We start from the raw sequence: 21,586 nt of genomic DNA on the forward strand, positions 1-21,586 counted from the left end.
GTCTCTCCTACGTCGGCTACGGGGTCCGGGCTCGGGGACCGAGGGTCTGGCGCAGGCGGCCCTCCAGCGCCCGGCGCCGGATTTCTGGGGGGACCGCGGGGTGGCCGGGGCACGTGCCGTGCCGGAGGGCGTGTGCGAGGCGGCTGGCGAGGCCCGGGTCGGCCGCGACGTCCGTCGCCTCCGCGTAGCGGTGGCGGACCTGGTCGACGAGGACGTCGTGGTCCGGGCCGAAGAGAACGGCGCACAGGCCCGTCGGGGTCTCGGCGACGAGCAGCCGGCCGGTGGCGTCGGGAACGACGGCGTAGCGGACCGGTACTCCGCGACCCCGGTTGCGGAACGCCGTGGGGGTCATGCCCAGGAGGTCCTGGGCCACTGCGTAGAAGGCGCCGGCGGAGTTGAATCCGGACCGGTAGATGGCCTCCGTGACAGTGTCGGCACGGGCGAGCTCGTGGTGCAGGCGCGCGGTGCGGCAGACCGCGGCGTAGGTCTTCGGGGTCACTCCGATGGTGTCGGTGAACAGTCGGTGGAAGTGGAACCTGCTGAATCCGCTCAGCGCGGCCAGCGTGCCCAGTCCGTGCGGCTGTTCCGGCCGGTCCATCAGCCGGCAGGCCCGCACCGCGGCCCCCGCCGCCGCGGGGATCCCTCCCGTGTCCGTGTCGGGCCGACAGCGCAGGCAGGGGCGGAACCCGGCGTTCCGCGCCTGCCGCGCGTCGGCGAAGAAGACCGTGTTGCGTCGGCTCGGTGTGCGGGCCGCGCAGGAGGGCCGACTGTAGGTCCGCGTGGACAGCACCCCGTAGCGGAAGGCGTCGTCGGACCGTGGGTCGCGCCGGGTCACGGCCTCCCAGCGGATCTCGTCCGGACTCACTTCTCCAGGCAGAACTCGTTGATCGGGTATCCGACGTGCCGGTCGGCGACGGGGAGGTAGCCGAGCACCTTGTCCCCGGGCTTGAGTTCGGTGCTGTTGAGGACGGTGCCGCCCGGGCCCAGGACCCGTACGTGCCAGTCGTCCTGGAGGATCAGATTGGCCGTGCGGCCGTCCGGTCCCACGGCGTCGATGGAGATGAGCGGCCGGGTCTCGATCTTGACGCGGCCCACGGTCACCAGGCGGGTCCTGCCGTGGATGTCCACGGCCGTGACCTTGCTGCCCGCCTTGAGCTCGCTCAGGTAGTTGGTCCGCTCGCCCTGTCCCAGGGTGTACGAGTGGATCGCGCCGGCGTTGACGCGGAACGGCCGGGTCGGCATGTAGGGCAGGGGGTGCGTCTCGCTGACGCAGAGGATCATGCCCTTGGAGTGCGAGCCGACGAGGATCCCCTCGTCCTCGCGGAAGTACGTGGCCGTGTCCACGCAGGCCCGGTCGCCCATCCCGACGTGCGCCGTGCCGGTGATCTCCAGTTCGACGAGCTCCACGTCGGGTACGCCCGCCTCCGCGGCCCGGCGCAGGGCGGTGGCGTCACCGACGGCGGTGGGGGCCATCAGCACACCGTCCGAACCGAGTTCCAGGACGCCGAAGATGATCTCCGCCTCCTCGGTGTCCTTGGCCACCGTGATCAGGCTGCCCTCCGCCTTGGCCGCGGCGGCGATGACGATCTCCAGCGGGATCTTGGTCGGGTCGCGGAAGTACAGCAGGCTCCAGCGGTCCGTGCGTGCGGACTGGCAGGCGTCCTCCAGGGTGTCCGCGTCGATGATCTCGACGTACCGGCCGAACTCGACGCCGGGGTGGCGCAGCGCCAGTTCGGCGGGCTCGCCGTGCTTGTCCGGTTCCACGATGACGACGTCCGCGGGGCCGAAGTCCTCGGGCAGCGGCTTGCCCTGGGGGAACAGCACCTTGCGCACCGTGGGCGGCAGACCGGTCAGGTCCTCGGTGTCGGCGGCCACGATGCCGTCGACCCGCGCGTGGACGGCCTCTTCCACGACCGCTGCCTTGGCCGATCCGACGGAACGGATGTCGATCCAGCTGAGCTTCACAGAACACCTGCCATTCGTGAGGGGGTCGAGGGGGTGAGGGGGCCGCCGGAGCCGTGGATGATCTCGGCGAGTTCCTGGACGGTGGCGCGCGGATCCGGGGAGCCGAACACCCGTCGGCCGACGGCCAGTCCGCGACACCCTGCCGAGAGGGCGGCCCGGGCGAAGTCGGCCAGGCTGGTGGCGCCGGTCCCGCCGGCCACGATGATGGGCAGCGGAGAGTTCTCGACGACCTCGGCCATGCGCTCGGCCGGTGCCGCGAACACCGTCTTGACGATGTCCACTCCGAGGTCGGCGGCGATGTTGACGACGTGGGACAGCAGGACGGGGTCGTGCGGGTCGGTGACGCGCGGCCCCCGCGGGTAGATCATGGCGAGCAGCGGCATGCCCCAGCGGTCGCAGGCGGTCGCGACGGCACCGAGGTCGGCGAGTTGGTCGGACTCGGTGTCGGCGCCGATGTTCACGTGCACGCTCACCGCGTCGGCGCCCAGCCTGATCGCGTCCTCCACACCGCCGACGAGCACCTTGGCGTCGACGTCGGGGCCGTGTGCGGTGCTGGCGCTCAGGTGGACCAGCAGGGAGCACCCGGACAGGAGTTCGGGGTCGAGGGCGCGGGCTCTGCCCCGGTGGACGACGACGCCGTCGGCGCCCCCGGCCACGATGTCGTGGACCAGCTTCTCGAAGCCGCTGGCGGTGGCGATCGGTCCGTCCGACACCGAGTGGTCGAGGGGTACGAGCAGGAAGCGCCCGTCCCCGTGCCCGGACAGTCTGGCCAGGCGCATGGATTTCCCCGTGAGGGGGGTGGTGGTCATCATGCACTCCCTTGTGCAGCGGGTTGCGTCGTGCGGGATGTGCGGCGGCAGGGCCCCGGGTCAGGGGCGCCGGCCGGTGTTCAGGGCTTCTTGCGGACGAGCGACACACCGTCCCCGATCGGGAGGATGACCGTCTCGACCCGCGGGTCGGCGGCGACGTGCGCGTTGAACCGGCGCATGGGCGCGCCTTCGCCCTCGGGGTCGTTCACGACCGTCGAGAACCACAGGACGTTGTCGACGAGGATGACGCCGCCCGGGCGGATGCGCGGCACCAGTTCCTCGTAGTACGCGGTGTAGTTGTCCTTGTCCGCGTCGATGAACGCCAGGTCCCAGTCGGGGGTCCTCGGCAGGCTCCGCAGGGTGTCGAGGGCCGGGCCGAGCCGCAGTTCGATCCGGTCCGCCACCCCGGCCTCCTTCCACGACGCCTGGGCGATGGCGGCCCACTCCTCGTTGACGTCGCAGGTGAGCAGCCGCCCGTCCGCCGGCAGCCCCTTGGCGAAGGCCAGGGCCGAGTATCCGGTGAACGTGCCGACCTCAAGTACCGCCCGGGCCGACATCAGCTGGGTGAGGAAGGTGAAGAGGGTGCCCTGGGGAGTTCCGATCTGCATGCGCGACCGCTCTCCCACTCCGGCCGTACGCTCAATGAGATTCCGCTGGAATTCATCGATCGGACTGCTGTTCTCGACGATGTACTCGAAAAGCGCGTCGGATACCAGTTTCGGCCTCATGGGAATGAGCCTGCCACTCTTCGCACCAGAAGCACACCAGAGCCGCTACAGAGAAACGGATTCCAGGGTTCCGCGAAAAATGCAGAAATGAGGTGGCACGCCCCGCGTCCGGGGCGGTGCCACCTCATTCTTCAGCTCAGTAGTGCCACTTCTTCACTTCGTCCGGCAGCGGCTCCAGTTCGGCGATCTCGCTGGGCTTGCGCTCCATGTACTCCGGGTTGCACCCCTGGTACCCCAGCAGCCGGGCCACGGGCGCCAGGACGCCGAACAGCACTCGCTGCACGGGCCAGGCCGGCGAGGTGAACCGCAGGACGTCCTGGAACTCCAGGGTGGTCACGGCCTGTTGCAGCAGGTGCGGCATGCCCTCCGGAGTGGTCCTGCCGTCCTGCGCGAGTCCGAAGAGCTGACGCAGGACCAGCTGCTCGAACCGGTCCGCTCTGCCCCTCAGTTCGCAGATGTGCCGGGACTCCTCGTCACCCGCGTTCCACCAGCGGTGCTTGGCGCCGGGCTCTATCAGGATGCTCTGGCCCGGCTGGTCGAGCACCGTCTCACGGCCGTCGACCAGGAAGGCGACCCGCCCGCGGACGAGCGTGAACCGCTCCTGACTCAGCGGATGCACATGGGCGCCCGACACGGCACCGCCCGGCTGCACGTAGACGTCCATGACGGTGCGCTCCCCGCCCGTGTCCGCCGAGGGAGTCCTGATCACCACCCGCTCGCGGCACCGCGGGTTCTCGTAGACCTCTCCCTGTCCGACAGCCATGCCGGTACTCCTCTGTGTCGGGGCGAGCGCGTCGCCCTCCGCCAATCAGAGCCGCTCACCGCCACTCACGTCGACCACCTGGCCCGTGATCCAGCGGGCCCGCCCGGACGCCAGGAAGACGATCGCGTCGGCGACGTCGTCCGGCTGCCCGACGCGCCGCAGCGCGACCTGCTCGGCGACGGACCGCTGTGCCTCGGGATTGCCACGGAGCCAGCCGGCGTTGACGTCGGTGTCCACGGTTCCCGGAGAAACCGCGTTCACCGTGATGCCGCGCGGACCGAGTTCCTGGGCCAGGGTGAGTGTCAAAGTGTTCAGCGCTCCCTTGGTCAGCCCGTAGGCCGCCACTCCCGGAAACGCCATTCGTGTCACGGCGGAGGCAACGTTAACGATCCGCGCCCCGTCCCGCAATCGTTGCATGCCTTTTTGAATCAGAAAGAAGGGAGCCCGCACGTTGACGGCGAACATCCGCTCGTAGTCCTCGAGTTTCGTCTCCTCGATGCCGGCCACGACCGAGGTCGCCGCGTTGTTCACCAGAATGTCGACGCCTTCGTCCGCCGCGAAGTCCAGGATGCTTCCGTCGAAAGCCTCCCAGAGCCTGTCCGGGCCGTCGACGGCGGCGAAGTCGGCCTGTACGGCGAAGGCCGCGCCTCCCGCGGCCCTGATGGCGCCGACCACGTCACCGGCGGCCGCGGCATCGGTGGCGTAGTGCACCGCGACCACTGCTCCGTGCTCCGCGAGCCGCACCGCCGCCGCCCGCCCGATGCCCCGGCTCGCGCCGGTCACCACCGCGGTCTTCCCTTCGAGGTCCCTCATCGTGCGCCCGCCTCCTTCTCGGCACGGCCCCGCCCGAGGAACAGCCAGACGACGAGGGCCGAGAAGAGCAGGAAGGCGGTGAGCACCAGCACCCCGGCGTGCAGGCCGCCGAGCATGGCATCCGTCGCGGACTCCTGCGACAGCGAGGACGTCCGTGCCGTGATCACGGCGCTGATGGCCGGAATGCCGAGCGTGATCGCGATCTGCATGCTCATGGTGGTGAGGCCGGTGGCCAGCCCCTGCTCGTCGTCCGGAAGCCCGGACGTGGCACTGACCATGTAGGAGACCAGGCTGTAGGCGTGCCCGAAGAAGCCCACCGAGAGGGCGACGAGCACGAGGATCACCCCGGTCGATTCCTTGTCGCCGAGCAGCAGCAGCACCCCGTAGCCCACGCACTGGACCACCAGCGAGAGCGCGAGGACGGCCGGCGCCCCGATCCGGCCGAGCAGGCGGGGCGCGATGGTGCCGCCCAGCACGGTCAGCAGACCCGGCAGACCGATCACGACGCCCGTCGTGAACGTGGGGAAGTCGAGCACCTTCTGCATGTACAGCGTCGTGGAGAACGAGGTCGCCGTCGTCATCGCGATGGAGGCGAAGCCGCCGAAGTTGCCCCAGCGCACGGTGCGCCGCTTCAGCACCCGCACCGGTACGAGCGGGTTGGCGCTCTTCAGCTCGATGAACCAGAAGGACACCAGCAGGACGACCGCCGCGGCCAGCCAGAGGTAGACCTCCGCGTGCCCCCACCCCTGCTGGCCCGCCGTCGTGATGCCGAAGACCAGGGCGAGCATCCCGGCGGTGACGGTGGCGGCGCCGGGGACGTCGAGCCGACCGCGCACGGCGGCGCGGCCCTCGGGGATGACGACCAGCGTGCCGATCAGCACGAGCAGCGCGACCGGCACGTTGATCAGGAAGGACCAGCGCCAGCTGAACAGTTCGGTGAGCCCCCCGCCGAGGAGGGCGCCCGCGCTGAATCCACCGCCCAGCAGGGCGCCGTTGAGACCGAGTGCCTTCTGCCTCAGAGGCCCTTCGGGGAACGTGGTGGTCAGCAGCGCCAACGCGGACGGCACGGAGATGGCCGTCGCCGCGCCCTGCGCGACCCGCGCCGCCAGCAGTACCTGCGTCGACTGCGCGAGACCGCCCACCAATGACGCGGCGGCGAGCAGCGCGATGCCGAGGAGGAACACCTTGCGGCGTCCGAAAAGGTCGGCGATGCGGCCGAACAGCAGCGTGAACCCCGCCGCGGGCAGAGCGAATCCCGTGGTGATCCACTGCAGACTGTCCAGCGAGAAGCCTAGCGAGTCACCGATGACCGGCAGGGAAACGGTCAAGATGGAGAAATCCGCGGCAAGCATGAACTGAGCGCCCAGCAGGACCGCCAGGGCCAGCTTCTGCTGGCCCGTCATGCGCTCCGGCACGGCTGGAGCGTCGGCCCTGATGCCGGCCATCTCCTCCAGATCGGACATTTCGTCCCCTTCGTTTCGGTTGCCTGTCGCCTGTGGAACACCGCGCCGGTCCGGCCGGTTGCATGGCGGGGCCGCGGAATTCGACCGCAACTTCCCGAGCGTCCGGATCGAAGGCAGTGGATAGCGTCCGAGGCAGCCGTGATCCGCACGGCTGCCTGCGGGAGGGACGGCACATGCACACACCGAACGAGACCGGGCGCTTCCCCCGGCGCGGCTTCCTGGCGGCCTCGGCCGGCGCGGGCGCGGCCGCCGTCCTGGGGACGCCCCCCGCCGCGGCGCACGGGCCGGAGAACGGCGCCCTTCCCTCCAGCGAGGTGGTCACCGCCGCGGACCCGCGTTACGCCGATGTCGTACGGGGCTGGAACCAGCGCTGGGTGGCCTCGCCCGACGCCGTCCACCTCGTGCGGACACCGGCCCAGGCCCTGGCCGCCGTTCAGGGGGCCGTGCGCAGCGGGCGCCGGCTGTCGGTCCGCAGCGGCGGCCACTGCTACGAGGACTTCGTGTTCAACCCGGCCATCGAGCTCGTGGTCGACGTTTCCGGGATGAACCGCGTGTCCTACGACCCCGGACACCGCGCCTTCGCCGTCGAGGCGGGCGCACGGCTGCTGGACGTGTACGAGGCGCTCCACCTGGGCTGGGGCGTCACGGTGCCGGCGGGGATCTGCTTCTCGGTGGGAGCGGGCGGGCATGTCAGTGGCGGCGGATGGGGCATGCTGTGCCGCCGCAACGGCCTGGTCGTGGACCACCTGTACGGCGTGGAGGTCGTGGTGGCCGACGCCTCCGGCACCGTACGCCTGGTCACCGCGACCCGGGAGGACGACGGCGCGCTCAGGGACCTGTGGTGGGCGCACACGGGCGGGGGCGGCGGCAACTTCGGCCTGGTCACCCGGTACCTGTTCCGAAGCCCCGGCGCCGCCGGGGCACCGGGGGACCTCCTGCCCACGCCGCCGCGCGAGGTGCTGCTCAGCTCCGTGTCCTGGTCCTGGGACAAGCTCGACCGCTCCGACGTCACGGCCCTGATCGACAACTGGGGACGCTGGCACGCGGCGCACCGCGACCCCGGCGGCCCCTACGACGGCCTGTGCAGCTATCTCGTCCTGGGTCACCGCGCGGGCGGCACGATTTCCCTGACGACGCAGATCGATGCCACGGCGCCCGACGCGGCGGCCCGCCTCGACGCCTTCCTCGCAGCGATCGGCGAAGGGGTACGGGCCCGCCCCGCGTCGTCCGACCTGCCCGTCGGCAAGCATCCCGCGCTCCCCGGGCTCGACGTGCCCCGGCGCCTGTCCTGGCTCCGCGCGACCCGCCTGCTCGGCACGACGAACGCACTGGTCAACGACCCCACGCAGTACAGCGACTTCAAGTCGGCCTACCTGCGCGAGCCCTTCACCCGGGCCCAGACGGACGCGCTGTACGACCAGCTGGACCGGGGCGGCAGCGCCACGGCCGCGGTCACCCTGAGCTCCTTCGGCGGGCAGGTCAACGCCGTGTCGCCCACGGCCACGGCGTCCGTGCACCGCAACGCGGCGTTCAAGGCCCTGTGGGGGATCTTCTGGGCCGCCCCCGAGCAGGAGGCGTCGTCCCTGTCCTGGATCAGGACGGCGTACCACGATGTCTTCGCGACCACCGGCGGGGTGCCCGTGCCGTCGGCCGCGGCCGACGGCGCCTACGTCAACTATCCCGACGCCGACCTCGGTGATCCCCGCTGGAACACCTCGGGCGTGCCCTGGCACGACCTGTACTACGGGGAGAACTATCCGAGGCTGCAGCGCGTGAAGCAGGCCTGGGATCCCGCGGACGTCTTCCGGCACCGCCAGTCGGTGCGCCTGCCCGCCCGGTGAGCGCCCCGCGCGGCACCGTGCAACCCTTTCCGAGTCCGCGGTGTTCTGATCTGTGATGGACGAGATGGCCGAGCAGTTGACCGAGCGCCTGGCAGTGGATCTCGACGATGGCTTCACGGAGCTGGTTCGTCTCCACGCCTCGGCGGTTCGTGCGTTCCTGTTCCGGGTCTGCGGATCCGCCGCGGAGGCGGACGACCTGGGGCAGGACACATTCCTGCGCGCGTACACCGCGTTGCAGGGCTACTCGCCACAGCGGCGCCGCGACCTGCGGCCGCGGGCGTGGCTGATGACCATCGCGGCCAACGTGTGGCGCAACCACGTCCGTACCAGTGTTCGCCGCCCGGTGGCCGTCACGGCGATCGAGGACACGAGCCAGTCCTGGCCCGACGAAAGGCCGGGTCCGGAGGAACGCGCCTCGACCGCCGAGGACCGCAGACGCCTTGTCTCGGCCCTGACCCAGTTACCGGAGAAGCCGAGGGTCGCGGTGGTCCTGCGCCACGTGGTCGGCCTGAGTTACGGCGAGATAGCCGAGGCCCAGGGGTGCCCCGTGGGAACGGTCAAGGCACAGGTGTCGCGCGGCGTCGATAGCCTGCGGTTATTGCTCGACCCCGAGCAGCCGCCCCGGAGGGAGGTGTTGAAGTGAGTCCGAACGGCGAAGGCCCGTGGCCTTCGAGAGTCCATGTGGAGAGTGCGCTGGCCGACCTCACGTCTCCCGCGCCGTTGGACTTCGGGTTGCGCGTCCTGCGGCACGTGGGAATTCCACAGGACCGTTACGACCAGTACGTGTGCCTGGAGACGGACGCCGGCGGCCTGTACGTGGCGTTCAGCCCGCAGGCCGTCACCGGCTCCGTGCCGTCGAGCATGGTCGTGAGCACGGAGATGTTCGAGGAGCTCCACTGGAGCCGGACCGGTCGCACCGCGATGCGCTGCACCGTTCCGTTCCGGGGGCTTCGCACCGCTCTGCGGACCGGCCGCGCGAGGAACCTGGCGATCGACCTGGGCCGCCTGCCCGAGGAGCAGCGCAGGGTCCTGGAAGCCGTGCGGAGCGTGCCCCGGGGGCAGTTGCGTCCGACGAGCTGGATCGCCAGGGAGGCCGGCGCGGGGCAGGAGGACGACGTGCTGGAGGCTCTCCGGCTCAACCCGGTCGTGCAGCTGGTGCCCTGCCACCGGGTCACGTACGAGGACGGCACTCCGTGCGACGCCGCCTACCTGCCGGGCACGGGGCGCGCGCTGCGCGACGCCGAGGGCATCGACATGGAGCGCTTCGCGGACTTCGGCCGTCAGGGGCTGTCGCTGCTGGGCAGTGACACGACGCGCATCTTCTGCCATCCCACCTGCGCGCACGCCCGCCGCATCACCGCGGCGCACCAACGCCCGTTCCACGACGCGGCCGAGGCCCGCCGGGCGGGCTACCGTGCCTGCCACGTCTGCCGTCCCGTCACCGTGTGACGGTGTGCGAACCGTCCGACCTAGGAGCCAGTAGGAGCCAGCGTGTCCATCACCGAAACCGATCGCCTCTCGATGGTCCGCCATCCCACGCCCCTGGGCGAACTGACACTGGCCGCGTCCGACGAGGCCGTCGTCTACTGCGGGTTCGACGATCCCGCACAGGTCCTGCACCGCCTGGAGAGCGCTGAGCCGAAGGGCACTGTGGGGCGTACCCCCGCGCGGCACGCCCTCCTCGACGAGGCCCGGTGCCAGCTCGACGCGTATCTCTCCGCCGGGCGCCGCACCTTCGACCTGCCCGTCGACCTCGGCCTCGCCTCCGGATTCGTGCGGCAGACCGTCACCACGCTGGCCGAGTTCACGCCGTACGGCCGCACGGCCACGTACGGCGCTCTCGCGGCCCGGCTGAACAGGGCGGGAGCCGCGCGGGCCGTGGGCCGGGCGCTGGGCGCCAACCCGCTGTGCGTGATCCTGCCCTGCCACCGGATCGTCCCCGCCTCCGGGGGGCCGGGCGGCTACGCCGGCGGGACCGAGGCCAAGCGCTTCCTGCTCACCCTGGAGGCCCGCGACGTCACTTGAGACGCCGCCCCCGAACGGAACCGATGGTCATGCCCCCGTACCCTCGGTTCCCCGGGCCGGCTGCCCGCCTCGCGCGAGACGGGCAGCCGGCCTCACCTCCCGCAAGTCTCCGTGCAACCTTCCGCCGCTCGCCGGTGTTCCGGTGGGTGGATCACCGTCCTGGGGAACGAGGAGCGTCGTGCGCGACACTTTCGATGACATACCCGACTGGTGGGGCGCCCATCTCCTCGCCCGGCATCCGTCCACCGCTCCCTGGGCTCGCAGCGGACGCACCGTGACCTACGGGCAGCTACGCCGCCAGGTGGCCGAGCTGGGCCGGCTGCTCCAGTCGTACGGAATCCGGCCGGGGACGACCGTGGCCCTGCGCGGTGTGCCGAGCTTCTCTCAACTGTGGGCCGTGTTCGCCCTGTGGTCACTGGGCGCCCAGGTGCAGCTCATCAATTCCGAGACGAGGGGGCCCGACCTGACCGGGCTGCTCGACAGGTGCCGACCGCAGTTCTACGTCACCTTCGGCCCGACCGATTTCGGCGGTCGCCTCTTCCACCACGAGTGCGAGATCTTCGTCCGCCGCCTGCGGGGCGGCCTGCCCGCGGCCGGCGACCACTGCCTGGTCCAGTTCACCTCCGCCAGCACGGGCCCCGCGAAGGCCGTGGGGCGCAGCGCCCGGTCGCTGCTCACCGAACTGGACGCGTTCGTCCGCATCGGCGGCATGCCCCAGCGCGGCGACCGCGTCCTGGTGGTGGGTCCGTACACCCACTCCTTCGCCCTCATCGGCGGACTGCTCCACAACATGAACGTCGGGGCCGAGACGGTCCTCCCGCGCAGTTCCTCCGTCCCCTCGCTGCTGCGCTCCGCGATCCGCTCGGACGTGAACACGCTTCTCGGCTCGTCCGAGCACTTCGCCCAATTGGCCAGGTGTGTCCGTCCGCTGGCGATCCGAGGGCTGCGACGGGCGATCGCCGGGGGTACCCGCCTCGACGCCCCCGTGCACACGGCGTTCGAGGAGCGTCACGGCGTACGGATCGGGCAGGCGTACGGCACCACCGAGACCGGCATCATCGCGGCCGATCCGACGGGCTGGTTCGGGCCCGACACGGTGGGGATGATCGCACCCGGCGTACAAGTCCGCCTGTTGTCGGGCGAGTTGCAGGTGCGCCTCGACGAAAGTCCGTACGTCGGCGTGCGGTCCGTCGCACCGGGCTTCGTCCGCGGCGAGGGCGGCGCGGGATGGTTGCGGACCGGTGACCTCGTAGCGTTCGACCCGGACAACGGTGGCCTGCGGATCACGGGGAGGACCGATCCCCTCGTTCCGCCCCGGCCGCCGGCGAGGGAGCCCGAGGACGTGCTGCTGGCTCCCCGCACCGCGGGACGCACCCTGACCCGCACCGGGAAGCCGATGGCCTGACGGGTGGCGTCAGAGCCCGGACGCCATGGCCGGGTCGGTGGAGTTCAGGATGCAGCGCTGCAACTGCTGCATCGAGGCGCCGGGCTCTATGCCCAGTTCGGATACCAGGTTCAATCGCAGACGGCTGAATACTTCCAGCGCCCGAGCGCGCCCCCCGGAAAGAGCGAGGGCGCGCATGTAGTGGAAATGCAGACCTTCGTGCAGGGGGTTCTCCGCGACGAAAGAGGAAAGATCCGAGATCACTTCGTGAAATTGCCCAGCGGATATCCTGGCTTCCGACAGTGCCTCCATGGCACCGATACGCGCGTCGTGGAGCTGGCGCCGCTGGGCCTCCAGGACCGGCCCCGTCACGACATCCGCGAAAGCAGGCCCGCGCCAGATCCGCAAGGCCTGCAGGAGGTCGCCGATACCGGCGAGCAGTTCCCCGTCCCGAAGGCGTCCACGCCCGGCGCCGGTCAGCTCGGTGAACGTGCGGTGATCGAATCCCAGCGCCGCCTCGCTGAGGGAGTACCCGCCGGGGTGCGTGACCAGTAGCTCCTGGGAGACGGCCCGGGTCGACACCCCGCACAGGCATGCCAGCAGCTTCCTGACCTGCAACACATAGGTGTGCATGTTGCGCAGCGAGCTGGCGGGCGGCTCCTCTCCCCAGACCTCGCGGACCAGGCAGGCGACCGAGATCATCTGCCCCGGGTGACCGCAGAGGAGCGCGAGCACCGTTCTCGGCTTCGGCGCCAGGCACACGCGGTCGGCGCGACCGGACGAGCAGATCTCCATGGGGCCGAGCACGCAGACATCCATCATCTCTCCCCCGTAACAGATAATGATCAGAAATCACCGACGCTTGTGCGAAACTTTACAACAAAACAAAAATAATATGCCAACGCTTCGCACAGTTGGCCGAAAATATCTAGATCACCGAGAACTGGACGGGAAGGTCTCTTTCCGGCTGCAACCTCTTCGTCACCTACGGTGTTCCTCGGGGATGAAGAGAAAGAACGGCCTCGGCTCCCCGGCGGGCGCGCCCCGGTGGGCCGCCACCGTCGCCAATGCGGACTGGTGCGTCACTGGTCCGCTCATCGTCGCCCTGGCGGCCGCCTGGAACACGGACGTCGCCACCATCGCGATCGGGGTCGCCGCCTACTCTCTCGGATACGGCTGCGCCCTGCCGCTGTGGGGTGCCGTCGCCGATCGGTACGGGTATCGGCGGTGCCTGCGGGCGGGCCTGCTCCTCGCCGCGGTCGCGTCAGCCGGGTCCGCGCTCTCGCCCGGGCCGGGGTGGTGGATCGCGCTGAGGATGGCGGCGGGCGCCTCCTTCTCGGCCATCACTCCGTGCGTGTCGCTGTTCTGCGAATCCGCTGATTCAGCACAGAGTCGTCACCGTTCCTTCGCCGGCCTGGCCGTGGCGGCGGCCGTGGCGGCCATCGCCGCTCCCCCACTGGCCGCCCTGGTCTCGCTCGCCGCCTCCTGGCGCCTGCCCTTCCTCCTCGTCGGGCTTCTGGCCGTCGCCACCGTGTGCCGGATGTCGAACGACCTTCCCGACGCGTCGCTCCCGCGACCGAGCCCGGTGCCCCGGCACGCCGACGCGGCGGCGTACGGGACCGTGATCGCCCTCGGCGCCGCCGAGGGCGCGGCTCTGCTCACCCTGCCCGCGCTGCTCGCCCCTTCGCTCGCCCTGTCGGGCGCGCAGACCGTGACCGCGCTGGCCCAGCCGCTCTACGCCGTCGGTGTGCTGGGCAGCACGGTCCTGGTCCACCGCCACTGCCGCGTCTGGCCGCCGGTGCGGCTGCTCGGAGCCGGCGGCGCGGCGGGCGCGTCCGGGACCGCACTCACCGCGGCCCTGCCCGGGTCATTGCCGACCCTGCTCTGCGCACTCCTGCTGGGCACCGCCTGGGGCTATCTGCACACCACCCTGCAGACCTGGCTGCCGCACCTGGTGCCGCCCTCCGCGAGGGCACGGGCGTCCGCGCTGTTCGCCGCGGCGGCGATGCTCACCAGCTCCCTGGCGATCGCCATCGGCACCGCCATGCTCCAACAGGGCCGGCGTACCGTCGTGTTCGCCGCGGGCTCCCTCTCCTGCGCCCTGCTGACCGGTCTGACGCGAACCGTTGCCCGCCGATGGACCTGACGCCCCCGCCCATCCCGCGCCTATCAGCTGGAGAAGACCGTGCCTCCCCGTCAGACCACGCTCACCGAGCAGGAACATCGCGCCTGGCAGGCGTATGTGGACGCGACCACCTCCTTCCAGGAGCACCTGGACCAACGGATGCAGCACGACGCACGGATGCGGCCGGTCCACTACGGGCTGCTCACACAGCTGTCCGAAGCCCCGCAGCAGCGCCTGCGCATGTCCGAACTGGCCCGTAGCGCACGGATCAGCCCGTCCCGTCTCTCGCACACCATCACCCGTCTGGAGAACCGCGGATGGGTGCGCCGCGAAGCGTGTGCCACGGACCGGCGCGGTCTGCTGGCCGTACTGACCGAGAAGGGCCGGGACGTCCTCGCGCGTGCCACCCCCGTCCACTCCGCCGCCGTACGCCAAGCCCTGTTCGGGTGCCTGTCGTGCGATCAGCGCGAAGCCCTGCTGGAGATCATGACGACGGTGGCGAACGGGCTTCGGCCGTAGAGGGACCGACGGGCTGCACGGCCGCATGGGCCCGCGTACGTGGCCCGTGGTCACCCGGAAGCGGTGGCTCGCCCTGGTAACCGCGCATCCGGTATCCGGCGTCCCGCATGTGTCGTCCCCGCCCGGCCGGGGACGACACCGGTGACCGGTCGGGCACCGGCCTGCCGGACCGGCCCCGGTCTGCGAACGGGTGCCCTGCCGGCCGCCGCGTCCGGGCGGGCCGGGAAGGCACCCCCGCCGGCGGGCGAGAAGCGGACTGCCCGGTGGAGTCCGGCCGCTACCGCGTCAGCAGCTCCTCCAGGACGTCCGCCCCCTTCGACGCGCCGCCCGCCCCGCGCACGGTCCGGCTCAGGGCCGCCGCCCGGGGGCGGCAGGACCGGACGTCCTGGACGGCGTCGCGGAGGCCCTGCACGGTCGGCTCGGCGAGCGTCCTGCCGACCTGCAGCTCCTCCGCCCGCCGGGCGACCGCCCGCTGTTCCGGGATCTGCGGCACCGCCACGAAGGGCACCCCGTGGTAGAGGGACTCCATCACCGAGTTCATCCCGGCGTGGCTCAGGAACACCTCGGTGTGTCGCAGCACCGCCACCTGCGGCACCTGCGCGTGCACTTCGACGTTCGCCGGGATCGGGCCCAGCGACTCCTGGTCCAGCCCGCCCACCGCCATGACGACCTGCCAGTCGCTGTCCCCGAACGCCTCGATGCAGGTCCGGTAGAACTCGGGCCGGTCGTTGAAGACGGTTCCCAGAGACATCAGCAGCACCGGGGCCTGCGACCGGGGGCTCCACTCCTCGGCGGTCTGCCGACTGCTCAGGGACGGCCCGACGAAGTGGAAGCGCTCGTCGAAGGTGTCCCCCGACATCTGGAACTCGCGGGGGATGGACACCAGACTCGTCGGGGCCACGTAGCCGAACATCAGGTTCGGGTCCTTGAGGAAGCCGTGGCCCTGCGCGAACTCCCCCATGTCCTGGATCGCGGCCGCCAGCCGGGGGTTGGTGTGGTCGAAGTCGGCCGGCAAGTACACCCGCGCCGCCGAGAAGGACTCGTTCTCCGCGAAGGTCGGCACCAGGGAGACCTCCCGCACCCGGAGCAGGTTCGCCAGCATCCTCCCGGTGAAGGTCACCGAGTCGTAGCACACCGCGTCCGGCGGGTCGGCCGAGAAGTGCTCGGCCAGGACGGGGAAGGAGGCACGCGCGTCGTCGAGGTAGTACTCCATCGTCACGGCGAGCTGTTCCGCCGTGTACTCGCCCCGCGCCGCCATGTCGGGCGGCAGCTGCGAGGGCAGGGTCACCGGCGACGCCCCGGCGGCGACGGCGGCGTCCATGGTGGCCGGTCCCGTGGCGTAGCTGACCCGGTGACCGCGCCGGACCAGCTCTTCGACCAGCGGCAGGGTCGGGTTCACATGCCCGGACGCGGGCGCGCTCACGAAGGCGAGATGGGCCATCAGCTGTCCTCCAGGATGACCGGCAGAGTCTTGTGCCCGTTGGTGAAGAAGGAACCCAGCGGTTCGAGTTCGGACGACGGTACGGCCAGCCGCAGCCGGGGGAACCGGGAGAACAGCGCGGACAGCGCCGTCGTCGCCTCCAGCTTCGCCAGGGGGCTGCCGAGGCAGAAGTGCACGCCGTGCCCGAAGGTGAGGTGGTCGGCCCGCGACGGCCGGGTGACGGAGAAGTCCTCCGAATCGGCGCCGTGCTGCGCCGGGTCGCGGCCGGCCGCGCCGTAGGACAGCAGGATCGCCTCGCCCTTGCGGATCTGCACGCCGTCCGCGGAGATGTCCTCCACGGCGTACCGCAGCGGCAGGTTCGGCACCGGCGCCTGCCAGCGCAGGGTCTCGTCCACCACGTCCTCCCACGTGCTGGTCCCGGACCGGACCAGGGCGAGCTGGGACGGGTGCGTGGCCAGCGCGTGGATGGCGTGGTCGAGCAGGTTGACCGTCGTCTCGAAGCCGGCGGAGATGGTCAGCAGCAGGGTGTCCAGCAGTTCCCGTTCGGACAGTCGTGTGCCGTCCGCCTCCTGCGCGGCGATCAGGTCGCTGGTCATGTCGTCGCCGGGGTCGCGCCGTTTGGCGGCCACGAGTTCCTTGAGCAGCATGTACAGCTCGCCGGAGGCGGCCTGCACGCCCGCCGGGTCCGCGTCGAGGCTGAACACCGCGTCCACCAGCCGCCGCAGGTCCGCACCCGTCTGCGCGTTCACCCCGAACAGTCCGGTGATGACCTGGATCGGCAACGGGAACGCGAACCGTGCGCGCAGGTCGACCGTCTGCCCCGGCGGCACCGCGGCCAGGTCGGCGATCAGACCGGCCGTGATCCCCTCGACGCGCGGCCGCGTCGCTTCGATGCGGCGCGGGGTGAACGCCTTGGCCACCAGACTGCGCAGCCTGGTGTGGTCGGACCCGTAGGCGGTGAACATGTTCTGCATCGCGACCCACATGATCAGCGGCCAGTCCGGCGGGATGTCGCCGTCGCGCCACATGGGCCAGTGCTTGTTCGCGTCCTTGGAGACCTTCGGGTCGAGCAGCAGCTTCTTCGCCAGGTCGTGCCCGGTGACGGCCCAGGCCGACACGCCACCGGGCAGTTCGACGGGCGTGGCCGGGCCGCGCTCGCGCAGGGCGGCGGCCTCGCCGAAGATGTCGCCGCCCGAGGGGTCGATGACGTACGCGTCGGCGGGCGGAGTCCGCGCGCGCACCGGCTCGGTGAAGAGGGTGGCCGTGCGGGGCTTGGGCGGCTCGGTGACCTCCAGCAGGGACGCGGTGAACCGCGAGCCCATGCCGAGGCCGATCGACATGATGGTGTCGCCGGGATTGAGGGTCTCGTCGTGCAGCAGGTGGTCCATGCCGAGCAGTTGGTCGCACGGCCCGACGTGGCCGAGCTCGCGCAGCATCGGCCACGTGGTGCGGCCCAGGTCGATGCCGAGCGGCTCCAGCACGACGACCTCCAGTTGGGCCAGGCCCAGACCGGTGACGACGAACCTGGTGATGTCGGCGACGCGGACGCCGGCCTCCTTGGCGGCCTGCTCGACCGCGGTGACCAGTGCCCCGCTCATCAGCGTCAGATACGGGGCCAGGCCGGTGACCTCGATCGGCGTACGGTTGCGGTGGCCCTTGGGGTCCGGGATCGTCGGGGTGGCGAGGACCTCCATCTGGGTCGCGGAGCTGTTGGCGGTCGCGACCAGCCGCGCCCGGCCGCCCTCGCGGTTGAGCACGGCCGCGACCGCACCGTCGGCCAGGAAGATCCCGACGGTGGGCTGCCAGCGTTCCCACCGCGGCGGCAGGAACCGGGCGGTGGCCGTGACCAGGGTCGCGGTCGCGGCCGGGTCGGCCACCAGGTGCGCGGCGGCGCACTGCAGCGCGGCCGAGCCGCCGTTGCTGGTCGCCTCGACCTCGTAGACGAGGGCGTGGCCGAGGCCGAGGACGCGCTGCAGGTGGCAGGAGGACGCCATGTGGTCCTGGTGGTCCATCTGGGCGTAGGCGGCCATGGAGATGTCGGCGCCGCTGAGGCCGGACTCGCGCAGGGCTCCGATCGCCGCGTGCACGGCCATCGCGTGCTCGGTGACGTCGTCGGAGCGGGTGAACGACACGAAGTCCGACAGCGCGAGCAGCCGCCGCATGGTCTCGGTGTCCGGCACGGCCTGCGTCGCGGGCGTGCGGGGCGGCAGATACCGCCCCGTGCCACCGATGTAGACGTTGTCCCAGATCATGAACAGTCCTTTCCCCTGAGTGCGGACAGCCCCGCCCCGTATCCGTCGAAGTCGAGGAGCCATGTACTGACGGCCAGCGCCGTGGCCGCGGAGTGCTCCTCCAGCACGGTGAAGTGGTCGCCCGGGACGGTGAGCACCTCCTGGACGGTGGTGGACAGCCGGGGCCACGAGCGCTCCCCGGTGCCCACCAGCAGCACCGGCACGGTGACGGGCTCCGGGGCGCCGGCCAGATCGAGGTAACGGCCCATGGCCGCCAGCCGGTCGTCGTCGACCGGCTGGACCTGGTGGCCGGCGTCGAGCATGCCGGTGAGCACACCCGGCAGGTCGTCGGGGTAACCGTCGACGAGCACCACGGCGCTGGGCCGGGCCCCCCGCCGTTCCAGCTCCCCGGCGGTCGCCAGCGCCAGCCACGCGCCCACCGAACGGCCGACCAGCACCGGCGCGGCGACGGCCGACGCGGCGTCGGCGAGTGCCTGGACCAGGACGTCGGCGTCCGCGGGCAGCGGGTCGCCGGCGAAGCCCGGCAGGGTGACCGCCGTGACGTCGCGGGCGGCCTCCAGCGCCGCGGCGAACCGCCCGTACTCCTCGATGCCGCTGGACGCCAGCGCGGACGGCAGGCAGACCAGCGACGGCTGGATGAAGCCGGTCGCGAGGGCGACCACCTCGGCCTTGGGCGCGTCGGTGGCCGGGCTCAGCCGGGACACCGTGGCCAGCAGGTCGAGGCCGTCCTGCGCGCGGCCGACGTCGACGGCCTTGCGCAGCAGGCGCTCCATCGGCCCGACGACCCGGTTCTCCGGCGAGCACAGCTGCCCGTAGAGGTGGTTGACGAGCTGTTCGGGCGTCGGGAAGTCGAAGACGAGGGTCGCCGGGAGCTGGAGCCCGGTGGCCGCGTTGAGCTGGTTGCGCAGCTCGATGGCAGTCAGCGAGTCGACGCCGTGGTCGCGGAACAGCTGACGCGGGTCGTCGATCCCGCCGGGGGCCATCCCGAGGATGCTCGCGCTCTGCCTGACGACCAGGTCGAGCAGCAGCGCGCGCTGCTCGGGCTCGGGCAGGGCTTCGAGCCTGGCCCGCAGGTCGCCGGGGTCGCCCACCGGGGCGGGCGCGCGCCGCGGCCGGGCGAGTCCGCGCAGCAGCGCGGGCGGGGTGCCGATCGCCGCGAGGTCGAGGCGGACCGGTACCAGCGCCGGGCGTTCGCCGGCCAGGGCGGTGTCGAACAGGTCGAGGGCCTGCTCGGTGGCCAGCGGCAGCATCCCGGTCCTCGCCAGCCGGCGGAGGTCGGCCTCGGTCAGGTTCCCGGTGATGCCGCTGGACTCGGCCCACTGGCCCCAGGCCAGGGAGGTGGCAGGCAGACCGCGCGCGTGCCGGTGCTCGGCGAGCGCGTCGAGGAACGCGTTCGCGGCGGCGTAGTTGGCCTGCCCGGGGGCGCCGAACACCCCGGACGCCGAGGAGAACAGCACGAACGCCCGCAGGTCCAGGTGTTCGGTGGCCTCGTGCAGGTGCCACGCGGCATCGGCCTTCGCACGCAGCACCGTGTCGATCTGCTCCGGTGTCATCGATCCCACCACGGCGTCGTCGACGACCCCTGCGGCGTGCACGACGGCCCTCAGGTCGGGGATCGAGGCGACGAGGTCCCGCAGTGCCCCGCGGTCACCGGCGTCGCAGGCGACCACGGTGAGGGCGGCGCCCAGCTCCTGCCGGAGCCCGGGCGGCTCGATGCCGCGGCGGCCGGCGAGCACCACGTGCCGGGCGCCGTGCCGCGCGACCAGGTGCCGGGCGACCAGGACGCCGAGGGTGCCGGTGCCGCCGGTGATCAGCACGGTGCCGTCCAGGGGCGGACCGTCCAGGGGCCCGGTCGGCCCGGTCTGGGCGGTCGGGGCGGCCCTCACCAGCCTCGGCACGAGGGGGGTTCCGTCGCGCAACTCGATCTCGGGCTCGCCGTCGCTCACGGCGGCGCGCACCGCGGCGGGGATCGCCCGTCGTGAGGCGGCCGTGCCGTCGTGCCGGACGGTCAGGATCCGCCCGGGGTTCTCGCTGTGCGCGCTGCGCAGGAAGCCGCGGGCGGCGGCCGAGGCCAGGTCGTCGCCGGTGAGGACCACGAGCCGGGCCGGCGTGTCGGTGGCCAGGAACTCCCGGACCCTGCCGAGCAGTTCCCGGGTCACCGCATGGGCGGCCGCGACGGGTTCGCCCTCGCCGACGACCTCGTGGAGGACCGTCTCGGTGTCCGGGCCGTCCGGTGCCGCCATCGGGGTCCAGTCGACGGCGAACAGCGTGTTCGGCCGGCGCCCGGCTCCGTGACCCGCCGCTTCGACGGGCCGCAGGACGATCTCGTCGATGCTCACGACCGGCGTCCCGGCGGTGTCGGTGATCCGCACCGCGTAGGTGTCCGGCCCGGTCGGGTGCAGCACCACGCGGACCGTCGCGGCCGACCCGGTGACCGACACACCGGAGAACGAAAAGGGCATCCGCGCCGGGCTGCCGTCGGCGCCGCCGCCCTCGGCAGCGAGGCCGGCGAGCAGGGTCAGCGGCTGTATGGCGGCGTCCAGGAGCGCGGGGTGGACGCGGTAGCCGGTGAGCTGCGCGGGGCCCGCCGGGAAGCTCACGTCGGCGTGCAGGTCCTCGCCGTTCCGCCGGACGGCGGTGAGCCCCTGGAAGGTCGGCCCGTAGTCGTAGCCGGCTTCGGCGAGCCGGTCGTAGAGCGAGCCGATATCGATCGGCGCGGCCTCGCTGTCCTCCGCCCCGGGCACGGCCGTCCGGTCGGCCGGTGTCGCCCGGTCCGCCGGCGGACTGAGCACGCCGGTCGCGTGGCGGGTCCACTCGTCGGGCTCGGCGGAGGTGCGGGAGTGGACGGTGACGGGCCGGCGTCCGGTGTCGTCGGGCGCGCCGACGGTGACCTGCACGTGCACACCGTCGCGCTCGGACAGCACGAGCGGCGCCTCCAGGACCAGCTCGGAGAGTACGGGGCTGGCCGTGTGCTCGCCGGCGTGGACGGCCATGTCCACGAACGCCATCGCGGGCAGCAGCGTCGAACCGAGCACGGTGTGCTCGGCCAGCCACGGGTGGACGGACGCGGAGAGCTTCCCGGTCAGCACCACGCCCTGCCCGTCGGGGAGCTTCACCAGGGACCGCAGCAGCGGGTGGTCGGGCGTGTCGGGGCCCTCCGACGGGGTGGTGGGCTGGAGCCAGTAGTGCTGGTGCTGGAAAGCGTACGAAGGCACACGCACGCCCGACGCCGCCACCGCCGTGGCCGCGGGCGGCGACCAGCGCACCGCACCATCCGCCCACAACCGCCCCAACCCCGCGAACAACCGCTCCGGAGAATCACCACCACGCCGCATCAACCCCGTCCCCACCAGCAACGGATGCGGCCCCACCTCCACGAACCCCGCAACCCCCTGACCCGCCAACCACTCCATCGCATCGGCGAACCGCACCGGCTCCCGCACCTGCCGCACCCAGTA

18 protein-coding genes are annotated in these 21,586 nt (G+C 71.8%); 7 read left to right on the forward strand and 11 right to left on the reverse strand.

Annotated elements, in window-relative coordinates; all coding sequences use genetic code 11:
• Positions 1-16: 16 nt before the first annotated feature.
• The 7 genes from ACFV1W_RS23700 to ACFV1W_RS23730 form a co-directional block, all read right to left on the reverse strand.
• Entirely contained in the window at positions 17-865 is an 849-nt protein-coding gene (locus ACFV1W_RS23700; RefSeq protein WP_380419219.1) for an Ada metal-binding domain-containing protein, read from the reverse strand.
• Entirely contained in the window at positions 862-1,965 is a 1,104-nt protein-coding gene (locus ACFV1W_RS23705) for a 3-dehydroquinate synthase II family protein (RefSeq protein WP_380419220.1), read from the reverse strand. Before ACFV1W_RS23705 ends, ACFV1W_RS23700 begins: the two co-directional genes overlap by 4 nt.
• Positions 1,962-2,774 carry a 2-amino-3,7-dideoxy-D-threo-hept-6-ulosonate synthase gene (locus ACFV1W_RS23710; RefSeq protein ID WP_380419221.1) on the reverse strand — a complete coding sequence of 271 codons (813 nt, stop codon included), beginning with the start codon at positions 2,772-2,774 and terminating at the stop codon, positions 1,962-1,964. Before ACFV1W_RS23710 ends, ACFV1W_RS23705 begins: the two co-directional genes overlap by 4 nt.
• A gap of 80 nt (positions 2,775-2,854) precedes the next feature.
• Positions 2,855-3,502 carry an O-methyltransferase gene (locus tag ACFV1W_RS23715; RefSeq protein ID WP_380419222.1) on the reverse strand — a complete coding sequence of 216 codons (648 nt, stop codon included), beginning with the start codon at positions 3,500-3,502 and terminating at the stop codon, positions 2,855-2,857.
• A 136-nt stretch (positions 3,503-3,638) separates the two neighbouring features.
• The gene (locus ACFV1W_RS23720) at positions 3,639-4,265 is read right to left on the reverse strand and encodes a cupin domain-containing protein (protein ID WP_380419223.1); all 627 of its coding nucleotides are present in this window, start codon (positions 4,263-4,265) and stop codon (positions 3,639-3,641) included.
• Positions 4,266-4,310: 45 nt separating this feature from the next.
• Complete coding sequence (locus tag ACFV1W_RS23725; protein WP_380419224.1) at positions 4,311-5,078, reverse strand: SDR family NAD(P)-dependent oxidoreductase; 768 nt, start codon at positions 5,076-5,078, stop codon at positions 4,311-4,313.
• On the reverse strand, positions 5,075-6,541 hold the full coding sequence (locus ACFV1W_RS23730) for an MFS transporter (RefSeq protein WP_380419225.1): 1,467 nt from the start codon (positions 6,539-6,541) through the stop codon (positions 5,075-5,077). The genes ACFV1W_RS23725 and ACFV1W_RS23730 overlap by 4 nt, the downstream gene beginning before the upstream one ends.
• A 173-nt stretch (positions 6,542-6,714) precedes the next feature.
• On the opposite strand from ACFV1W_RS23730, the gene ACFV1W_RS23735 reads away from it, so the two are divergent.
• From ACFV1W_RS23735 to ACFV1W_RS23755, 5 genes are all read left to right on the forward strand, one after another.
• Positions 6,715-8,382, forward strand: a complete 1,668-nt coding sequence (locus ACFV1W_RS23735; protein ID WP_380419226.1) for an FAD-binding oxidoreductase — start codon at positions 6,715-6,717, stop codon at positions 8,380-8,382.
• Between the two features lie 55 nt (positions 8,383-8,437).
• On the forward strand, positions 8,438-9,025 hold the full coding sequence (locus ACFV1W_RS23740) for an RNA polymerase sigma factor (RefSeq protein WP_380419227.1): 588 nt from the start codon (positions 8,438-8,440) through the stop codon (positions 9,023-9,025).
• A gap of 107 nt (positions 9,026-9,132) precedes the next feature.
• A complete protein-coding gene (locus ACFV1W_RS23745) occupies positions 9,133-9,831 on the forward strand; it encodes an MGMT family protein (RefSeq protein ID WP_380419228.1) in 699 nt (232 codons plus the stop codon).
• Between the two features lie 42 nt (positions 9,832-9,873).
• Positions 9,874-10,407: a methylated-DNA--[protein]-cysteine S-methyltransferase gene (locus ACFV1W_RS23750; protein ID WP_380419229.1), complete on the forward strand. Its 534-nt coding sequence runs from the start codon at positions 9,874-9,876 to the stop codon at positions 10,405-10,407.
• Between the two features lie 178 nt (positions 10,408-10,585).
• On the forward strand, positions 10,586-11,812 hold the full coding sequence (locus ACFV1W_RS23755; protein WP_380419230.1) for a class I adenylate-forming enzyme family protein: 1,227 nt from the start codon (positions 10,586-10,588) through the stop codon (positions 11,810-11,812).
• Between the two features lie 9 nt (positions 11,813-11,821).
• On the opposite strand, the gene ACFV1W_RS23760 is transcribed toward ACFV1W_RS23755, so the two are convergent.
• Positions 11,822-12,613 carry a BTAD domain-containing putative transcriptional regulator gene (locus tag ACFV1W_RS23760; protein WP_380419231.1) on the reverse strand — a complete coding sequence of 264 codons (792 nt, stop codon included), beginning with the start codon at positions 12,611-12,613 and terminating at the stop codon, positions 11,822-11,824.
• A 181-nt stretch (positions 12,614-12,794) separates the two neighbouring features.
• Here ACFV1W_RS23760 and ACFV1W_RS23765 point away from each other — a divergent pair, with 181 nt between their 5' ends.
• Positions 12,795-13,937 (forward strand): MFS transporter, encoded by a 1,143-nt coding sequence (locus tag ACFV1W_RS23765; RefSeq protein ID WP_380419232.1) that lies wholly within the window; start codon positions 12,795-12,797, stop codon positions 13,935-13,937.
• Positions 13,938-13,976: 39 nt separating this feature from the next.
• Positions 13,977-14,435, forward strand: a complete 459-nt coding sequence (locus tag ACFV1W_RS23770) for a MarR family winged helix-turn-helix transcriptional regulator (RefSeq protein WP_380419233.1) — start codon at positions 13,977-13,979, stop codon at positions 14,433-14,435.
• A gap of 277 nt (positions 14,436-14,712) precedes the next feature.
• On the opposite strand, the gene ACFV1W_RS23775 is transcribed toward ACFV1W_RS23770, so the two are convergent.
• Genes ACFV1W_RS23775 through ACFV1W_RS23785 form a run of 3 tightly spaced genes read right to left on the reverse strand, consistent with a single transcriptional unit; the run spans position 14,713 to position 21,343 of the window.
• Positions 14,713-15,876, reverse strand: coding sequence for a macrolide family glycosyltransferase (locus ACFV1W_RS23775; protein ID WP_380419234.1), 1,164 nt, complete (start codon positions 15,874-15,876; stop codon positions 14,713-14,715).
• Complete coding sequence (locus ACFV1W_RS23780; protein WP_380419235.1) at positions 15,876-18,128, reverse strand: cytochrome P450; 2,253 nt, start codon at positions 18,126-18,128, stop codon at positions 15,876-15,878. The genes ACFV1W_RS23775 and ACFV1W_RS23780 overlap by 1 nt, the downstream gene beginning before the upstream one ends.
• Positions 18,125-21,343 carry a type I polyketide synthase gene (locus ACFV1W_RS23785; protein WP_380419236.1) on the reverse strand — a complete coding sequence of 1,073 codons (3,219 nt, stop codon included), beginning with the start codon at positions 21,341-21,343 and terminating at the stop codon, positions 18,125-18,127. The genes ACFV1W_RS23780 and ACFV1W_RS23785 overlap by 4 nt, the downstream gene beginning before the upstream one ends.
• Positions 21,344-21,586 lie beyond the last annotated feature (243 nt).

This window comes from Kitasatospora sp. NPDC059648 (genome assembly GCF_042734825.1).
Taxonomy (GTDB): domain Bacteria; phylum Actinomycetota; class Actinomycetes; order Streptomycetales; family Streptomycetaceae; genus Kitasatospora.

Coding starts and splice junctions, on each gene's coding strand:
- ACFV1W_RS23775 (WP_380419234.1), bottom strand. CDS start 15,876: ATGGCCCATCTCGCCTTCGTGAGCGCGCCCGCGTCCGGGCATGTGAAC.
- ACFV1W_RS23735 (WP_380419226.1), top strand. CDS start 6,715: ATGCACACACCGAACGAGACCGGGCGCTTCCCCCGGCGCGGCTTCCTG.
- ACFV1W_RS23780 (WP_380419235.1), bottom strand. CDS start 18,128: ATGATCTGGGACAACGTCTACATCGGTGGCACGGGGCGGTATCTGCCG.
- ACFV1W_RS23720 (WP_380419223.1), bottom strand. CDS start 4,265: ATGGCTGTCGGACAGGGAGAGGTCTACGAGAACCCGCGGTGCCGCGAG.
- ACFV1W_RS23725 (WP_380419224.1), bottom strand. CDS start 5,078: ATGAGGGACCTCGAAGGGAAGACCGCGGTGGTGACCGGCGCGAGCCGG.
- ACFV1W_RS23760 (WP_380419231.1), bottom strand. CDS start 12,613: ATGATGGATGTCTGCGTGCTCGGCCCCATGGAGATCTGCTCGTCCGGT.
- ACFV1W_RS23740 (WP_380419227.1), top strand. CDS start 8,438: ATGGACGAGATGGCCGAGCAGTTGACCGAGCGCCTGGCAGTGGATCTC.
- ACFV1W_RS23765 (WP_380419232.1), top strand. CDS start 12,795: ATGAAGAGAAAGAACGGCCTCGGCTCCCCGGCGGGCGCGCCCCGGTGG.
- ACFV1W_RS23710 (WP_380419221.1), bottom strand. CDS start 2,774: ATGACCACCACCCCCCTCACGGGGAAATCCATGCGCCTGGCCAGACTG.
- ACFV1W_RS23715 (WP_380419222.1), bottom strand. CDS start 3,502: ATGAGGCCGAAACTGGTATCCGACGCGCTTTTCGAGTACATCGTCGAG.
- ACFV1W_RS23730 (WP_380419225.1), bottom strand. CDS start 6,541: ATGTCCGATCTGGAGGAGATGGCCGGCATCAGGGCCGACGCTCCAGCC.